This window comes from Enterobacter sp. KB-280D8, from assembly GCF_041399405.1.
In the GTDB taxonomy this organism is placed as follows: Bacteria; Pseudomonadota; Gammaproteobacteria; order Enterobacterales; family Enterobacteriaceae; genus Enterobacter; species Enterobacter cloacae_N.
In genome coordinates, this window is the sequence record NZ_JBGKEC010000002.1 from 497,870 (window position 1) to 515,107 (window position 17,238).

The 17,238-nt window shown below is 53.7% G+C and carries 14 protein-coding genes; 8 read left to right on the forward strand and 6 right to left on the reverse strand.

All coding sequences use genetic code 11. The features are described 5' to 3' along the window. Window positions 1-177 precede the first annotated feature (177 nt). Together speF and potE are read left to right on the forward strand one after the other, a co-directional pair. The gene (gene speF, locus AB8818_RS07850; RefSeq protein ID WP_371199861.1) at window positions 178-2,376 is read left to right on the forward strand and encodes an ornithine decarboxylase SpeF; all 2,199 of its coding nucleotides are present in this window, start codon (window positions 178-180) and stop codon (window positions 2,374-2,376) included. Then, entirely contained in the window at window positions 2,373-3,686 is a 1,314-nt protein-coding gene (gene potE, locus AB8818_RS07855) for a putrescine-ornithine antiporter (protein WP_316387305.1), read from the forward strand. Before speF ends, potE begins: the two co-directional genes overlap by 4 nt. A gap of 97 nt (window positions 3,687-3,783) precedes the next feature. Here potE and pgm read toward each other — a convergent pair whose 3' ends face one another. Continuing rightward, window positions 3,784-5,424 carry a phosphoglucomutase (alpha-D-glucose-1,6-bisphosphate-dependent) gene (pgm, locus tag AB8818_RS07860; protein ID WP_116343897.1) on the reverse strand — a complete coding sequence of 547 codons (1,641 nt, stop codon included), beginning with the start codon at window positions 5,422-5,424 and terminating at the stop codon, window positions 3,784-3,786. A 24-nt stretch (window positions 5,425-5,448) separates the two neighbouring features. After that, window positions 5,449-5,997, reverse strand: a complete 549-nt coding sequence (gene seqA, locus AB8818_RS07865; protein ID WP_163330461.1) for a replication initiation negative regulator SeqA — start codon at window positions 5,995-5,997, stop codon at window positions 5,449-5,451. A 183-nt stretch (window positions 5,998-6,180) separates the two neighbouring features. Here seqA and ybfF point away from each other — a divergent pair, with 183 nt between their 5' ends. The 4 genes from ybfF to fur all read left to right on the forward strand — a co-directional run bounded on the left by ybfF (window position 6,181) and on the right by fur (window position 8,793). Continuing rightward, on the forward strand, window positions 6,181-6,954 hold the full coding sequence (gene ybfF, locus AB8818_RS07870; RefSeq protein WP_192983953.1) for an esterase: 774 nt from the start codon (window positions 6,181-6,183) through the stop codon (window positions 6,952-6,954). A gap of 128 nt (window positions 6,955-7,082) precedes the next feature. Further along, window positions 7,083-7,370 carry a LexA regulated protein gene (gene ybfE, locus AB8818_RS07875; RefSeq protein WP_014883017.1) on the forward strand — a complete coding sequence of 96 codons (288 nt, stop codon included), beginning with the start codon at window positions 7,083-7,085 and terminating at the stop codon, window positions 7,368-7,370. 155 nt (window positions 7,371-7,525) lie between these two features. Continuing rightward, window positions 7,526-8,056 carry a flavodoxin FldA gene (gene fldA / locus AB8818_RS07880; protein WP_008501067.1) on the forward strand — a complete coding sequence of 177 codons (531 nt, stop codon included), beginning with the start codon at window positions 7,526-7,528 and terminating at the stop codon, window positions 8,054-8,056. A 290-nt stretch (window positions 8,057-8,346) separates the two neighbouring features. Next, window positions 8,347-8,793, forward strand: a complete 447-nt coding sequence (gene fur, locus AB8818_RS07885; RefSeq protein ID WP_028012361.1) for a ferric iron uptake transcriptional regulator — start codon at window positions 8,347-8,349, stop codon at window positions 8,791-8,793. Window positions 8,794-8,884: 91 nt separating this feature from the next. Here fur and chiQ read toward each other — a convergent pair whose 3' ends face one another. From chiQ to nagE, 4 genes are all read right to left on the reverse strand, one after another. After that, the gene (gene chiQ / locus AB8818_RS07890) at window positions 8,885-9,211 is read right to left on the reverse strand and encodes a ChiQ/YbfN family lipoprotein (RefSeq protein ID WP_163330536.1); all 327 of its coding nucleotides are present in this window, start codon (window positions 9,209-9,211) and stop codon (window positions 8,885-8,887) included. 47 nt (window positions 9,212-9,258) lie between these two features. Further along, window positions 9,259-10,656, reverse strand: a complete 1,398-nt coding sequence (gene chiP / locus AB8818_RS07895) for a chitoporin (protein ID WP_116343894.1) — start codon at window positions 10,654-10,656, stop codon at window positions 9,259-9,261. 448 nt (window positions 10,657-11,104) lie between these two features. Beyond that, on the reverse strand, window positions 11,105-12,772 hold the full coding sequence (glnS, locus tag AB8818_RS07900; RefSeq protein ID WP_192983955.1) for a glutamine--tRNA ligase: 1,668 nt from the start codon (window positions 12,770-12,772) through the stop codon (window positions 11,105-11,107). Between the two features lie 179 nt (window positions 12,773-12,951). Then, on the reverse strand, window positions 12,952-14,901 hold the full coding sequence (gene nagE, locus AB8818_RS07905; protein ID WP_192983957.1) for a PTS N-acetyl glucosamine transporter subunit IIABC: 1,950 nt from the start codon (window positions 14,899-14,901) through the stop codon (window positions 12,952-12,954). Between the two features lie 328 nt (window positions 14,902-15,229). Between nagE and nagB the strand changes: the two genes are divergently transcribed. Further along, window positions 15,230-16,030, forward strand: coding sequence for a glucosamine-6-phosphate deaminase (gene nagB / locus AB8818_RS07910; RefSeq protein ID WP_028012356.1), 801 nt, complete (start codon window positions 15,230-15,232; stop codon window positions 16,028-16,030). A 55-nt stretch (window positions 16,031-16,085) separates the two neighbouring features. Next, complete coding sequence (nagA, locus tag AB8818_RS07915; RefSeq protein ID WP_028012355.1) at window positions 16,086-17,234, forward strand: N-acetylglucosamine-6-phosphate deacetylase; 1,149 nt, start codon at window positions 16,086-16,088, stop codon at window positions 17,232-17,234. The last annotated feature ends 4 nt before the right edge of the window (window positions 17,235-17,238 follow it).

Here is a 17,238-nt window from a genome sequence, read left to right on the forward strand (position 1 = left end):
CGCTCATTCATCCTGATTCAGACTCATCCGCACCGGGCGGACTGAATTTCAATCATCAAAAAAGCAATTCACTGATTTTAATCAGCGGCCACCCTTTGCTTTTTTTTCCGGAAAATTATCGATTTCTTTCTTGCAAGAAATCGAGGGACGCTTATTACCTAAAATAAAGAGAGAAAGATGAAAAGTTTAAAAATCGCAGCCAGCCGTGCATGTCCGGATTGCTTTACTACCCAGCGTGAACTGGTGGATGTCCGCGCCTCTGATTATATTGATGTTGCCGCCATTGTTCTGACGGTTACGGATATTGCCAGCGGTATTCTGGACGAAATAGAAGCCACCGGTTTTGGCATTCCCGTATTTGTCGCAACGCACAAAGAAGAGTTCATCCCGGCAGACTATTTATCGCGCATTCATGGCGTATTTGAGTTCTCAGACACCAGCAACGACTTTTATGGACGCCAGCTGGAAGCGGCCGCCCAGAAGTATGAAACCCAGCTGCGCCCGCCGTTTTTCCGCGCCCTTGTCGACTATGTAAAACAGGGCAACAGCGCGTTTGACTGCCCGGGGCATCAGGGTGGCCAGTTCTTTCGCCGCCATCCTGCCGGCAATCAATTTGTCGATTTCTTTGGTGAGACGCTTTTCCGCGCCGATCTGTGCAACGCCGACGTGGCGATGGGCGATCTGCTGATCCACGAAGGCGCGCCGCGCATCGCCCAGCAGCATGCGGCAAAAGTCTTTAATGCCGATAAGACCTACTTCGTGCTGAACGGCACCTCGTCATCCAACAAAGTGGTGCTTAACGCTCTGCTCACCCCGGGGGACCTGGTGCTGTTCGACCGTAATAACCACAAATCTAACCATCACGGTGCCCTCCTCCAGGCCGGTGCAACGCCGGTCTATCTGGAAACGGCGCGCAACCCGTACGGCTTCATTGGCGGCATTGACGCCCACTGCTTCGAAGAAAGCTATTTGCGCGAGCTGGTAGCAGAGGTGGCGCCGGGCCGCGCGCGCGACGAACGTCCGTTCCGTCTGGCGGTGATCCAGCTGGGTACCTACGACGGCACCATCTATAACGCCCGTCAGGTGGTGGATAAGATTGGGCACCTGTGTGATTACATCCTGTTTGACTCGGCCTGGGTGGGTTACGAGCAGTTTATTCCGATGATGGCCGACTGCTCGCCGCTGCTGCTGGAGCTGAACCAAAACGATCCGGGGATCCTGGTCACCCAGTCCGTGCATAAACAGCAGGCTGGCTTCTCGCAGACCTCGCAAATCCATAAGAAAGACAGCCATATCAAAGGTCAACAGCGCTATGTCCCACATAAGCGGCTGAATAATGCCTTCATGATGCATGCCTCCACAAGCCCGTTTTATCCGCTGTTCGCTGCGCTGGACATCAACGCCCGCATGCATGAAGGCCAGAGCGGCCGCAACATGTGGATGGACTGCGTGGTTAATGGTATCGAAGCGCGCAAGCTGATCCTGGAGAACTGCCGGTATCTGCGCCCGTTCGTGCCGGAGACGGTGGATGGCCGTCCGTGGGAAAGCTGGGACACGGCGGAGATTGCAACCGATCTACGCTTCTTCCACTTCGTGCCGGGTGAAAACTGGCACGCTTTTGAAGGCTACGCTGAGCACCAGTATTTTATCGACCCGTGCAAGCTCCTGCTGACCACGCCGGGCATTAACGCCCGCACCGGGGAGTATGACGACTTCGGCGTGCCCGCCACTATCCTTGCCAACTTCCTTCGCGAAAACGGCATCGTGCCGGAAAAATGCGATCTCAACTCGATCCTGTTCCTGCTCACGCCGGCGGAAGATATGGGCAAGCTGCAGCAGCTTGTGGCACAGCTGGTGCGCTTCGAAAAACTGCTCGAGAGCGATGTTCCGCTGAAAGAGGTCTTGCCTTCTCTCTACAAACAACATCCGGAACGTTACGCAGATTACACCCTGCGCCAGATCTGCCAGGAAATGCATGACCTGTACGCCCGCCACAACGTGAAGCAGCTGCAAAAAGAGATGTTCCGCAAGTCTCACTTCCCACGTGTGATGATGAATCCGCAGGACGCGAACTACGCCTACCTGCGCGGCGAGGTCGAGCTGGTCTCCCTGCGCGACGCGGAAGGCCGCATCGCCGCTGAAGGTGCGCTTCCTTACCCACCGGGGGTGCTGTGCGTGGTTCCAGGGGAAGTCTGGGGCGGTTCCGTGCTGCGCTACTTTGCCGCACTGGAAGAAGGCATCAACCTGCTGCCGGGCTTCGCGCCGGAGTTGCAGGGCGTGTATGTCGAGGAGTGTGACGGTCGCAAACAGGTTCGCTGCTACGTCATCAAACAATCCGCCGCTCAGCCCGCGCTGCTGAAAGGAGAGAAATTATGAGTAAGTCCAATAAGATGGGCGTGGTGCAGCTGACTATCCTTACCATGGTCAACATGATGGGTTCCGGGATTATTATGCTGCCCACCAAGCTCGCCGAAGTGGGGACGATTTCGATTATCTCCTGGCTTGTTACCGCCGTAGGATCGATGGCACTGGCGTGGGCGTTCGCCAAGTGTGGGATGTTCAGCCGCAAGTCAGGTGGCATGGGCGGCTATGCTGAGTACGCCTTTGGTAAGTCCGGCAACTTTATGGCGAACTACACCTACGGCGTATCGCTGCTGATCGCCAACGTGGCGATTGCCATTTCCGCCGTCGGCTACGGCACGGAGTTGTTTGGCGTGACGCTCAGCCCGGTACAAATTGGGCTGGCGACCATCGGGGTTCTGTGGATCTGCACCGTGGCCAACTTTGGTGGCGCGCGCATTACCGGTCAGCTCTCCAGCATCACCGTCTGGGGCGTGATTATCCCGGTTGTCGGCCTGTGCATCATCGGCTGGTTCTGGTTCAGCCCAACGCTCTACGCCAACTCCTGGAATCCGCACCACGTGCCGTTCTTTACGGCAGTGGGCTCGTCTATCGCCATGACGCTCTGGGCCTTCCTGGGTCTGGAATCCGCCTGTGCGAACGCAGAAGTGGTAGAGAACCCGGAGAAGAACGTGCCGATTGCGGTCCTCGGCGGAACGCTGGGCGCGGCGGTGATCTATATCGTCTCGACTAACGTCATTGCCGGGATTGTGCCAAACATGGATCTGGCTAACTCCACGGCGCCGTTCGGGCTGGCCTTTGCCCAGATGTTCACCCCGGAAGTCGGGAAAGTGATCATGGGTCTGATGGTGATGTCCTGCTGCGGCTCGCTGCTCGGCTGGCAGTTCACCATCGCACAGGTGTTTAAATCCTCGGCTGATGAAGGTTACTTCCCAAAAATCTTCTCCCGCGTGACCAAAGCGGATGCGCCGGTGCAGGGGATGCTGGCGATTGTCATCTTCCAGAGTGGATTGTCGCTGATGACCATTAGCCCGTCCCTGAACAGCCAGTTTAACGTGCTGGTCAACCTGGCGGTGGTGACGAATATCATTCCGTATATTCTGTCGATGGCGGCGCTGGCGATCATTCAGAAGGTGGCGAAAGTTGTTCCACGCAAAGCGCGTGCGGCGAATATTGTGGCGCTGATTGGGGCAATCTACAGCTTCTATGCGCTCTACTCATCCGGCCAGGAGGCGATGCTGTATGGCGCGATGGTGACCTTTATGGGCTGGACGCTATACGGTCTGGTGTCACCGCGGTTTGAATTGAAGAACAAACATAGCTAAAAAAAGCCCGGTGGCGCTAACGCTTACCGGGCCTTTTTCTCCCTCTCCCTGTGGGAGAGGGCCGGGGTGAGGGCATCAGCCCGCACCAGAACACTACTTACGCGTTTTTCAGCACTTCGCTGACAATCTCTACCGCCTCTTTCTCAATCTGCTGGCGGTGCTCAGCGCCGAGGAAGCTTTCGCAATAGATTTTGTACGCATCTTCCGTACCGGACGGACGCGCGGCGAACCAGCCGTTTTCGGTCATCACTTTCAGTCCGCCGATAGACGCACCGTTACCCGGTGCCGCCGTCAGACGCGCGGTGATCGGATCGCCTGCCAGGGTGCTTGCGCTGACCATCTCTGGGGAGAGTTTGGACAAGGCAGCTTTCTGCGCAGAGGTCGCGCCAGCCTGGATACGGTTATAGCTTGGCGCACCAAAGCGTGCCGCCAGCTCGTTGTAGTGTTCCTGCGGGTTCTTGCCGGTAACCGCAGTAATTTCCGCCGCCAGCAGGCACATGATGATGCCGTCTTTATCGGTTGACCACGGGGTGCCGTCGAAGCGCAGGAAGGACGCGCCCGCGCTCTCTTCGCCGCCGAAGCCAAAGCTGCCGTCGTGCAGACCGTCAACGAACCACTTGAAGCCCACCGGCACTTCCACCAGCTTGCGGCCCAGCGCGTCCACCACGCGGTCGATCATCGCAGAAGAGACCAGTGTTTTACCGACAGCCACCTCTTTGCCCCACTGCGGGCGGTGCTGGAACAAGTAGTTGATCGCAACAGCCAGGTAGTGGTTCGGGTTCATCAGCCCGGCAGGGGTGACGATGCCGTGACGGTCATAATCCGGGTCGTTAGCAAATGCCAGATCGAACTTGTCGCGCAGCGCCAGCAGGCCCGCCATCGCGCACTCGGAGGAGCAGTCCATACGGATCGCACCGTCTTTGTCCAGGTGCATGAAGCGGAAGGTCTGATCGACGTGATCGTTCACGATGGTCAGATCCAGCTTGTAGTGCTCGGCGATGCGCTTCCAGTACTCAATACCGGAGCCGCCCAGCGGATCCACGCCCAGCTTCAGGCCGGCTTTCTGAATCGCCGCCATATCGACGATATCCGCCAGCCCTTCCACGAACGGCTGAACCAGATCCTGCTCTTTCACGTGGCCGGAGGCCATCGCTTCATCAAGAGAAATACGTTTAACGCCTTTCAGGCCGTCAGCCAGCAGCGCGTTTGCACGATCTTCCACCACTTTGGTGACGTTGGTGTCAGCCGGGCCGCCGTTAGGTGGGTTGTATTTAATACCACCGTCTTCCGGCGGGTTGTGGGATGGCGTGATAACGATCCCGTCTGCCAGTGCGCCACCTTTTTTGTTGTGCACAAGGATTGCGTTTGATACCGCCGGCGTTGGGGTGAAGCCGTTGTTCTCCTGCACAATCACGTCAACGCCGTTTGCCGCCAGCACTTCCAGCACGGAAATGAACGCCGGTTCAGACAGCGCATGGGTATCTTTGCCCACGTAGCACGGACCGGTAACGCCGTTTTTGGCGCGCTCTTCCGCAATGGCCTGAGCAATGGCCAGAATATGCGGTTCGTTAAAGCTGTGGCGCGCCGCGCTGCCGCGGTGACCAGATGTACCAAACTTCACTGCGTGTTCTGCGTTGCCCACGACCGGTTTCAGCACGTAATACTGCGCGGTCAGCTGAGCGACGTTAATCAAATCGCTTTGTTGTGCAGGTTGGCCTGCACGGCTGTGATTTGCCATTACCGGGTCCTTATGATGCAAGGGTTAAATTGTACCGCAAACCTTTTCAATCAATTCCGCCGGGAACTGCATGGACTGCATGATGTGTTCAATCATGCTGCACTTGCGGCCCGTATTGGTATTGGTGATCACCCAGTACGGGGTGCCAGGGACATGTTTAGGTTTGGTTTGATTGCCATTTTGCAGCAGCGTCTGCTCGTCGCCCGCGAAATAGACGCGGGTACGGCCGTGCAGCGACTCGGTCGCTTCAGCAAACGCTTTGTTATCCAGGGCGTAAAGTGTAGACAGCACCAGCATAAAACGGTTGACCGCCTTTTTCTGCTCCGCATATTCGTCGGAGAGCAGCAGCTCACGCATCGCGCGCACTTTATCTTTTACCGGCGTCACGGCAGGTTTTGCCTGTGCAGCAACGCTCGGCTGAGACACGACATCTTTGGTAACTGGGGTGGCAGGCTGTGAAGCGGCGGAAATTTTAAGCATGCGCCGTAAAATGTCGGACGCGCTCTCCCCGATATGCCGCGTCTGGCTGGCAATATACTGATAGAGTTCGTCATCAACTTCGATTGTTTTCATCTTAATCCAGTGCGATATCTTATCTGAATACAAGTCATTGGGATTATAAGGTCAAATCCCAACAGCGGATAGCGTCAAACCAGGTTGGCGGCAAAAGTCAGATTAAACTGGAACCTTGCAGCCGGGCGGCAGAATGGTCAACATGATACCCTAACCTGACATACGTAAAAAAAGAACTTTGCCATGAAATTGAATACCCGAGCGCAAACTGCACAATCGCCGAACAATAATTCCCCCATCGTGCTGGTTCATGGACTTTTTGGCAGCCTGGATAACCTGGGCGTGCTGGCCCGCGATTTGGTCACCGATCACGATATTCTACAGGTTGATATGCGCAATCACGGGCTTTCCGGCCGCTCAGACGAAATGACCTATGCGGCAATGGCGCAGGATCTGCTGGATACGCTTGATGCGCACAATCTGCAGAAGGTGACCCTCATCGGGCATTCAATGGGCGGTAAAGCGGTTATGGCGCTCACCGCGCTGGCGCCAGAACGCATTTCCGGGCTTGTGGTCATTGATGTTGCCCCTGTGGACTACGACGTTCGACGTCATGATGAGATTTTCGCAGCAATTAATGCTGTAACTGCAGCTGGCGTTTCCACACGTCAGCAGGCGGCAACGGTTATGCGTGAACATCTTGATGAAGAAGGCGTGGTGCAGTTCCTTTTGAAGTCGTTTGTTGACGGGCAATGGCGTTTTAACGTGCCGGTGCTGTGGGACCAGTACAACAACATCGTGGGCTGGGAAACCGTCCCCGCCTGGCCGCACCCTGCTCTCTTTATTCGCGGCGGCCACTCTCCTTATATTACCGACGCTTATCGCGACACGCTGCTGGCACAGTTCCCGCAGGCGCGCGCCCACGTGATTGCCGGGGCCGGGCACTGGGTTCACGCCGAAAAACCTGACGCTGTACTGCGCGCTACCCGCCGCTATCTCGCTGATACTGCAAATTGATTAAAAAGAGAGCGACTGGAAGATGACAGGCTTCCAGTCGTTGGCGTGCCGTTTTTGCTGATGTATGATGGCGCGCTTATCGCCCGGGCTTTAGCAGGGCGGCGTGTTTCCCCCGAAGTCTCAGAATCATGGCCAAAGAACAAACGGACCGTACGACACTAGATCTGTTCGCGAATGAGCGTCGACCGGGACGACCGAAAACGAATCCGCTTTCGCGCGATGAACAGCTGCGTATCAATAAACGCAATCAGCTTAAACGCGATAAAAATCGTGGGCTTAAGCGTGTCGAACTGAAGCTCAACGCTGACGCTGTCGATGCGCTTAACGAGCTGGCCGAGGCGCGTAATATCAGCCGCAGCGAGCTTATTGAAGAGATGCTCATCGCTCAGCTTGAGACGCTTCGCAGCCAGGCATAAGTCTGAAAAACCCCTTTATCGCCCTTTTCATGTAGCACAGAGTGCAGTCCTGCGCGATAGCGGTTTCCGCAGGGTTGCCAGTTCTGCTATTATTGCCCTTATCCGTGGCCGAATTGCGCCACCATACCATTAAGTTTCAAGAGGTTATTTTACTCATGGCAATCATCGGCATTTTCTTCGGCAGTGATACCGGCAATACCGAAAATATCGCAAAAAACATTCAGAAACAGCTCGGTAAAGACGTTGCTGATGTGCATGACATCGCCAAGAGCAGCAAAGAAGATCTCGAGGGCTATGACATTCTGCTGCTGGGTATTCCAACCTGGTACTACGGTGAAGCCCAGTGCGACTGGGACGATTTCTTCCCGACGCTGGAAGAGGTGGACTTCAACGGGAAGCTGGTCGCACTGTTTGGCTGTGGCGATCAGGAAGACTATGCCGAGTACTTCTGTGACGCGCTGGGGACGATTCGCGACATCATTGAGCCGAATGGCGCGGTTATTGTTGGTCACTGGCCGACTGCCGGTTACCACTTCGAAGCCTCTAAAGGCCTGGCCGATGACGATCATTTTGTCGGTCTGGCCATTGACGAAGACCGTCAGCCTGAGCTTACGGCAGAGCGTGTAGAGAAGTGGGTTAAGCAGATCCGTGAAGAACTCCACCTGGACGATATTCTCAACGCCTGATTTTTTCTACGGCGCAACGCAGGTTGCGCCCGTTTTCCAGGTAAAACCGATTAAATTAATTGCTACAAACTTTTAACTTTTTCGCCCAGACCTGTACAATGTCTCCCTGGCAAAATGTGGTTTCCATTGAGCAAGTTTGTTGGTGATACCACGTTTTTATAAGCATACTTTGCCTGAGACTTGCAGTTTTCATTTAGGCATGGCAGTTCTATAATGAGACGCATTAACCCAGGTGCATTTTCTGTCACTTCCTTCAGAAGTGAATCGTTTAGCAACAGGACAGATTCCGCATGACTGACAACAATACCGCATTAAAGAAGGCTGGCCTGAAAGTAACGCTTCCTCGATTAAAAATCCTCGAAGTGCTTCAGGGTCCAGACAATCACCATGTCAGTGCGGAAGACCTTTATAAACGTCTTATCGACATGGGTGAAGAGATTGGGCTGGCCACCGTTTATCGCGTGCTGAACCAGTTTGATGACGCGGGCATTGTTACCCGTCATAATTTCGAAGGCGGTAAATCTGTATTCGAACTGACCCAGCAGCATCACCACGATCACCTGATCTGCCTCGATTGCGGCAAGGTCATTGAATTTAGCGATGATTCCATCGAAGCGCGTCAGCGTGAAATCGCAGCTCGTCACGGCATTCGCCTGACCAACCACAGCCTGTACCTTTACGGTCACTGCGCTGAAGGGGATTGCCGCGAGAATGAACACGCTCACGACACAAAATAAGTTAGCGTTCATACTCTGAGCCAGCCGCAAGGTTGGCTTTTTTTGCGTCAAAAAAGCCCGGTAAGCAAAGTGCCACCGGGCGTAAAGCAACTTATTTATTGTTATTGCGTATCTCGTTCCAGATCTTATCGCAACGCTTCGCCACTTCCTGATCGTTACCGGTTTTACGCGCCTGAATACAGGCCTGATAATCCATCACCCGAACGTTCTCCTGCGTCGCGAACTGCTCATGCGCTTTCTCTTTCTTCAACACATTCAGCACGCTCTGACAGGCTTCGATTTTCTCCGGCGAGCCTTCCGCAGTATTAATACAGGCGCTATACGCCTCCTTCAGACGGGAATCCTCTTTCGGCGCCTGAGTCTGAACGCACGCCACCAGCCCTGATGCCAGCAACGCGACGATTACAATTTTTTTCATCATGTGCAGTCTCCAGACCGGCGGGATTCAGCCCGCCGGTGTGCTTATCAGAAGATGGTGAATGGGGCGATAACCATGAATTTGACGTCACGTTCATCCTGGAAGATGTTGCCGTAACCGCCCGCATAGCTTGGAATATCGGAGTGGTTGTCATACTGGGTGAAGTGCAGCTTGAACATCGTGCCTTTCGCGCGGCCATCCTGCAGGGTATAGATAGCATCCAGGCTGTAGGAGGACTCTTTCAGGCGATAGTTTGGATCGTAGTAGGCATCCGGCGTCGCCATGTCTGCTGGTTTTGCGTCCCAGGCGTATGCGTAAGAAGCACCCACCGCCCAGCCAGGCAGGTTCCAGTTTTTCAGGTCATACATGGCGCCGAAGAAGACCGCTTTCTCGCCGTCGGCGTTGAAGTCGGAGCGGTTATCCCACCAGATATCCAGACGACCGTTGGATGATGCATAGGTCGGGGTCATACGCTGCAGGAAGTAGCCCTGCTGCCCTTCCGCCTTCACCCATGTCCCTTCCAGACGCAAATCAACCTGACCGACTTTGTAGCCGAAGGTCAGCGCCTGAAGCCACGCGGTGCCGTTATAAATGTCATTTACGCTGCCATCGCTGACCTTATCGCGCGTACCGTAGAACTGGTAGCTGGTGCTCAGCGGGCTACCGGCGATATCAAATTTGTAGCTGGCTTTAGCAAAATACTGATCGATATAGCCTTCCGCCTGACCAAATGCGGCTTCCAGAACCAGATCGTTTTTAAAGTCGTACTTCGCGCCCAGCGAGTGGAGGTAATCGACTTTGGTTTTCTTATCGTTCTGGTAGAACTTATCCATTTCGATGTGCCACGGTGCTTTGTACTCGTTGGTCCACATATAGGAGAAGCTCAACGCACCTGCGTCACCGTAGTCAAAGTTAGCCCCGGCTTCTGCACCCTGATAGGTACCAGGCATAAAGCTCCAGTGCGGCGCTAACAGCGTCTGGCCGGTTGGCTGAATATACCCCCCGCGCGCCCAGACCGGGCCGTATTTAAATTTCGCTGCAGCCTTATAAAGGCTGATACCGCTTTTATCTCCGGACCAGTCTTCGTCATAGGCTTTATTGCTGGAGGAGAAGGCAATTTCGTTCGGGTGGCCGCTGTCGCCGTTTTCCGCCATTTCGATTGCGGTAAATGCGGCAATATCCAGACCGAACATATCAGCGGCATAGCCTGACTGGAAGTCCAGGTTGGCGTTCCAGGTGGAGTGAGAGAGGTTGGTTTTGTATTTATCTTCTGTGACATCTTTACGGTCACGTTCACGCTGCCAGTAATAAATACCGCCAGTGAGGGTAGAATCTTCGATGAAACCTGCTGCTTTCGCCTCTGGTGCCACCACCAGGCCCGACATTGCTGTCACACCGGCAATAGCCAGCGCCAGCGCACTACGTTTGCCACTGAACGTACGCATAGATTATTCCTCTTTGACGAATTAAAACGCCTTAAACGGCGAAAATATAAAAGACCAAATGGTCAGGGGTAGTTATAAATACCCTCGAATTAACTACCGTCTTTAGGTTATTTTTCGCGACGCGAATTATCAATGCTTTTCAGTGGGCAAAAGTCAGGATTATGACGAAGTGCACATAATTGGTAGTGCTTTGTAACATTTAGCCGGATGCGAGGTGTGGCGGGGATAAAGCAGGTAATTTCAACGTATTAGATCGTAAAAAAACACGTATTTGTCTTTATTCACTTTTTTATCAGAAAGACAAACTTTTTTTTAGAAAAATAAGTAGCACCACGTTGACCAAAAATTTTAGTTGGCCTAATTACGGGTCTACTTTAACGATATGATCATTAAATAAAAAAACGCCGCTATAAGCGGCGTTTGTTTCTCATTGACCAGTGCAGCGTTATTATTCGCCGATCTTCGTCCAGGTATCACGCAAACCTACGGTACGGTTAAATACCGGCTTTTCTGCCGTACTGTAACGGCTGTCCAGGCAGAAGTAACCTTCACGTTCAAACTGGAACGCTTTGCCCGCTTCAGCCGCTTTCAGCGACGGCTCCGCGTAACCCTGTTTAATCACCAAAGATTCCGGGTTGATAGTCGCCAGGAAGTCTTCAGCTGCACCCGGGTTAGGCACGCTAAACAGACGATCGTACAGACGAATTTCTACCGGCAGCGCGTGGGAAGCGCTCACCCAGTGGATCACGCCTTTCACCTTGCGGCCATCTGCCGGATCTTTGCTCAGCGTCTCTGCATCGTACGAACAGAAGATGGTGGTGATGTTGCCTTCTGCATCTTTCTCTACGCGCTCGGCTTTGATGACGTAGGCATTACGCAGACGCACTTCTTTACCCAGCACCAGACGTTTGTACTGCTTATTGGCTTCTTCACGGAAGTCAGCACGATCGATCCAGATTTCACTGCTGAACGGCACGTCGCGGCTTCCCATTTCCGGTTTGTTCGGATGGTTAGGCATGGAGACCAGCTCGCTTCCACCCTGCGGGTAGTTTTCGATAACCAGTTTCACCGGATCGATAACGGCCATCGCGCGCGGGGCGTTTTCGTTGAGATCTTCACGAATGCAGGATTCCAGAGACGCCATTTCGATGGTGTTGTCCTGCTTGGTCACGCCAATACGTTTGCAGAACTCACGAATAGAGGCGGCAGTGTAACCACGACGGCGCAGACCAGAGATGGTTGGCATACGCGGATCGTCCCAACCCTCAACGTGCTTGTCTGTTACCAGCAGGTTCAGCTTACGCTTGGACATCACGGTGTATTCCAGATTCAGACGAGAGAACTCGTACTGACGCGGATGCACAGGAATGGTGATGTTATCCAGCACCCAGTCGTACAGACGACGGTTGTCCTGGAACTCCAGCGTACACAGGGAGTGCGTAATGCCTTCCAGCGCATCGCTAATGCAGTGGGTGAAGTCGTACATCGGGTAGATGCACCACTTGTTGCCGGTCTGGTGGTGTTCCGCAAATTTAATGCGGTACAGCACCGGGTCGCGCATCACGATGAACGGAGACGCCATGTCGATTTTGGCGCGCAGGCACGCTTTGCCTTCTTCGAAGCCACCGGCACGCATTTTTTCAAACAGCGCCAGGTTCTCTTCCACGCTGCGATCGCGGAACGGGCTGTTTTTACCTGGCGCAGTCAGCGTACCGCGATACTCGCGGATTTCGTCAGCAGACAGTTCGTCGACGTATGCCAGACCTTTATTGATCAGCTCCACCGCGTAGGCATACAGCTGATCAAAATAGTCAGAGGAGTAGCAGATATCGCCAGACCAGTTGAAGCCCAGCCATTGCACGTCGTTTTTAATGGACTCAACGTATTCGATGTCTTCTTTTACTGGGTTGGTGTCATCGAAACGCAGGTTGCACTGCCCCTGGTAATCTTGCGCAATGCCAAAGTTCAGGCAGATCGATTTCGCGTGACCAATGTGCAGGTAGCCGTTCGGCTCCGGCGGAAAACGCGTATGTACCGTGGTGTGCTTACCACTGGCCAGATCTTCATCGATGATCTGACGAATAAAGTTACTCGGGCGGGCTTCTGCCTCACTCATCGTGGATTCCTCAAAGCGTAAACAACGTATAACGGCGTATGATCTTATAAGCCGGACGTAGTGACAACCCTTAGTTACGGAAAATACGTATCAGATGAAAATAATGGGGGCATTTGCTGCAAAAAAAAGCGGCGGAGGATATCCCCCGCCGCTTAAGGCATGACTCTACTCAGGAGCGATTACTTGCCTTTAATCTCATACAGCGGTGTTTGGCCTGCAACAACCTGACCTTTCGCCTGAATGACCAGGCCGCTGAAGTCATCAATGTTGCTGCAAACGACCGGGCTAATCATGGAGCGCGCGTTGGCGTTCAGGAAGTCCAGATCCATTTCCAGAATCGGCTGACCCGCCACCACTTCAGCGCCCTCTTCTACCAGGCGAGTAAAGCCCTGACCGTTCAGCGCAACGGTATCGATACCCATATGGACAACGATCTCCGCGCCTTTTTCGGTTTCGAGGCAGAACGCGTGGTTGGTGTTGAAGATTTTCACGATGGTACCGGCCGCCGGAGACACAACGGTTTTGTCCGTTGGTTTCACCGCCACGCCGTCACCAACCGCTTTGCTGGCGAACGCTTCGTCAGGCACCTGCTCAAGCGCAACCACGTCACCGGTGACCGGGGACACCAGCGCAGCGATAGTCACCGCATTTGGCACGGCCTGCGGTTTTGCAACCGGCGCTTCAGATACTGGAGCGCTATCCGTTGAGGCGGCAGCAACCGGCCCACGGGCAACCACTTTTTTCATTTCATCGCCGATAGATTCAGCTTTCGCACCCACGATAACCTGGATGGTTTGCTTATTCAGTTTCACCACACCAGACGCGCCCAGGCGTTTACACATCGCATCGCTCACGCGCGCGGAATCACCCACGGTCAGACGCAGACGAGTAATACAAGCGTCAATCGCTTTCAGGTTGTCGGTACCGCCGACTGCGGCAATGTAGCTGGTCGCCAGCTGGGTTAAACCTTCTTCGGTATTGCTGTTTGCTTCACTGGTAACAACATCTTCTTTCGTATCTTCGCGGCCCGGCGTTTTCAGGTTAAACATACGAATCACCGCGCTGAACAGAACGAAGTAGATAACGAAGAAGATCAGGCCCATCACCACCAGCATCCAGACGTTGCTGCTTGCCGCCGGCAGGTTGTACATCAACACGTAGTCAATGGCGCCTGCGGAGAAGGAGAAGCCCGCATGGATACCCAGAAGGGTGGCAACGAACAGGCTGATACCGGTCAGGATTGCGTGCATGAGGTACAGCAGCGGAGCCAGGAACATGAACAGGAATTCCAGTGGCTCGGTAACACCGGTCAGGAAAGCGGTAATCGCAACAGACAGCAGCATGCCGCCAACCATCGGACGACGCGCTTTTGGCGCGGCCAGGTACATAGCAAGCGCAGCACCAGGCAAACCAAACATCATAATTGGGAAGAAACCGGACATAAACATGCCCGCGGTGCCGTCACCCGCGTAGAAGCGGTTGATGTCGCCGTGGAAAACGGTGCCCGCCGCATTGGTAAACTCACCAATCTGGAACCATGCGATGGTATTCAGCACCTGATGCAGGCCTGTAGGGATCAGCAGACGGTTAATGAAACCGAAGATACCTGCGCCCATCGCACCCGCAGAAACGATCCACTCGCCGCCCGCATGAATGGCATGCTGCACCGGCGGCCAAACGTAGCCAAAGATCGCTGCCAGAACCAGACAGAAGAAGCCCGTCGCGATCGGAACGAAACGTTTTCCACCGAAGAAACTCAGGAAATCAGGAAGCTTAATATTTGCCCAGCGGTTATACACGGCGCCGCCAACCAGACCGGTAATGATACCCGCCAGCACGCCCATATTGATTTCAGGGTTAATGGTTACCATCGCTTTCGTCAGGATGAAATAACCGACTGCGCCTGCCAGAGCCGCAGCCCCTGCACTGTCTTTTGACCAACTGGACGCGACGCCGATGGCGAATATCAGCGCCAGGTTATCAAAAATAGCGCCGCCTGCCTGAGCAATGAACGGCACATTAAGAAGATCGGGTTGCCCGAATCGCAACAGTAATGCTGCAACCGGTAGCACGGCGATAGGGAGCTGCAAAGCCCTACCGAGGCGCTGGAAAAAACCTAAAATATTCATCCTATTCCCCCTACGAGGCCCGTTATCGGGCTCGTGCAGTAACTATGTTTTTATTGTGTCGACAACGATTAATACAGTTGATGATTCACTGGCATTGTGAGTGTGTGAAAAATTAATTCGTATCGCAAATTAAACACCCATTTTTTGTGATTTTTGTCACCAAATATCGTAATCCCCCCTCCCTTTCACTGGCTAACAGCCAAAACTTATTTTATCATTCAAAAAATCAAGACGGATTGATCCGGCCTGAAAGGTTCCAGGTTACGCTTAAGCATCAGGTTCCGATTACCATCCGCCCACTCTTCTACTTTAACTCTTGAGGTGAACAATGAGACTGATTCCCCTGGCAACTGCTGAACAAGTCGGTAAATGGGCCGCTCGCCATATCGTTAACCGTATTAATGCCTTCAAGCCTACTGCCGATCGTCCGTTCGTTCTTGGCCTTCCAACCGGTGGTACTCCACTGACCGCGTACAAAGCGCTGGTTGAAATGCACAAAGCGGGCCAGGTTAGCTTTAAACATGTTGTAACCTTCAACATGGACGAATATGTTGGCCTGCCAAAAGAACATCCTGAAAGCTACCATAGCTTCATGCACCGCAATTTCTTTGATCACGTTGATATCCCAGCTGAAAATATTAACCTGCTGAATGGAAATGCGCCTGATATTGACGCAGAATGCCGTCAGTACGAAGAAAAAATCCGTTCTTACGGTAAAATCCACCTGTTTATGGGTGGCGTGGGCAACGATGGGCATATCGCGTTCAACGAACCAGCCTCTTCTCTGGCTTCCCGTACCCGCATTAAAACGCTGACCCATGACACCCGCGTGGCAAACTCCCGCTTCTTTGACGGTGACGTGAACCAGGTTCCAAAATACGCCCTGACCGTTGGCGTAGGCACCCTGCTGGATGCCGAAGAGGTGATGATTCTGGTGCTGGGCGGCGTGAAAGCGCAGGCGCTCCAGGCTGCCGTTGAAGGCAACGTTAACCACATGTGGACCATCAGCTGCCTGCAGCTGCATCCTAAATCAGTCATCGTCTGCGACGAACCGTCAACGATGGAGCTGAAAGTGAAAACGCTGAAATACTTCAACGAGTTAGAAGCAGAGAACATCAAAGGTCTGTAATTGAATAACCGCCTCTTCCACAAGAGGCGGCCGCTTTTTTTAACCGGGGGTCGTTATGTACGCTTTAACCCACGGTCGGATTTATACCGGCCATGAAATTCTGGATGACCATGCGATTGTTATCGCCAATGGCCTGATTGAACGTGTTTGTCCGCTGGCAGAGCTGCCGCCGGAGATTGAACAGCGCTCACTCAATGGAGCAGTAATCTCCCCCGGTTTCATCGACGTACAGCTGAACGGCTGCGGCGGCGTGCAATTCAACGACACCGCCGAGGCGGTGACGGTTGAAACGCTGGAAATCATGCAGAAAGCTAACGAGAAATCAGGCTGCACCAGCTATCTGCCGACGCTCATTACCAGCAGTGATGACCTGATGAAACAGGGTATCCGCGTGATGCGCGAATACCTGGCGAAACACCCGAATCAGGCGCTGGGCCTGCACCTGGAAGGACCATGGCTGAATATAGTGAAGAAAGGCACGCATAATCCGGATTACGTGCGCAAGCCTGATGCTGAACTGGTCGACTACATGTGTGCCAACGCTGATGTAATCGCTAAAGTGACGCTGGCGCCTGAAATGACCGGCACTGAGGTCATCAGCAAACTGGCTGCCGCCGGGATTGTGGTTTCCGCAGGCCACTCAAACGCCACGCTGAAAGAAGCCAAAGCGGGCTTCCGTGCGGGTATTACCTTTGCCACGCACCTTTACAACGCCATGCCGTATATTACCGGCCGTGAACCGGGTCTGGTCGGAGCGATTCTCGACGAACCGGACGTCTACTGCGGCATTATCGCTGATGGTATGCACGTTGATTACACCAACATTCGCAATGCCAAGCGGCTGAAAGGTGACAAGCTCTGCCTGGTCACCGATGCCACTGCGCCAGCAGGTGCAAATATTGAGCAGTTCATTTTTGCCGGTAAAACAATATACTACCGCAACGGACTGTGTGTGGATGAAAACGGTACTCTGAGTGGCTCCTCTTTGACCATGATTGAAGGGGTGCGTAATCTGGTTGAGCATTGCGGGATTGCGCTTGATGAAGTCCTGCGTATGGCCACTCTTTATCCGGCTCGCGCCATCGGCGTGGATAAACAGCTTGGCGGAATTGCACCAGGTATGGTTGCAAACCTGACGGCATTCACACACGATTATAAAATTATTAAGACCATCGTTAATGGTAACGAGGTCGTCACTGAGTAAGTAA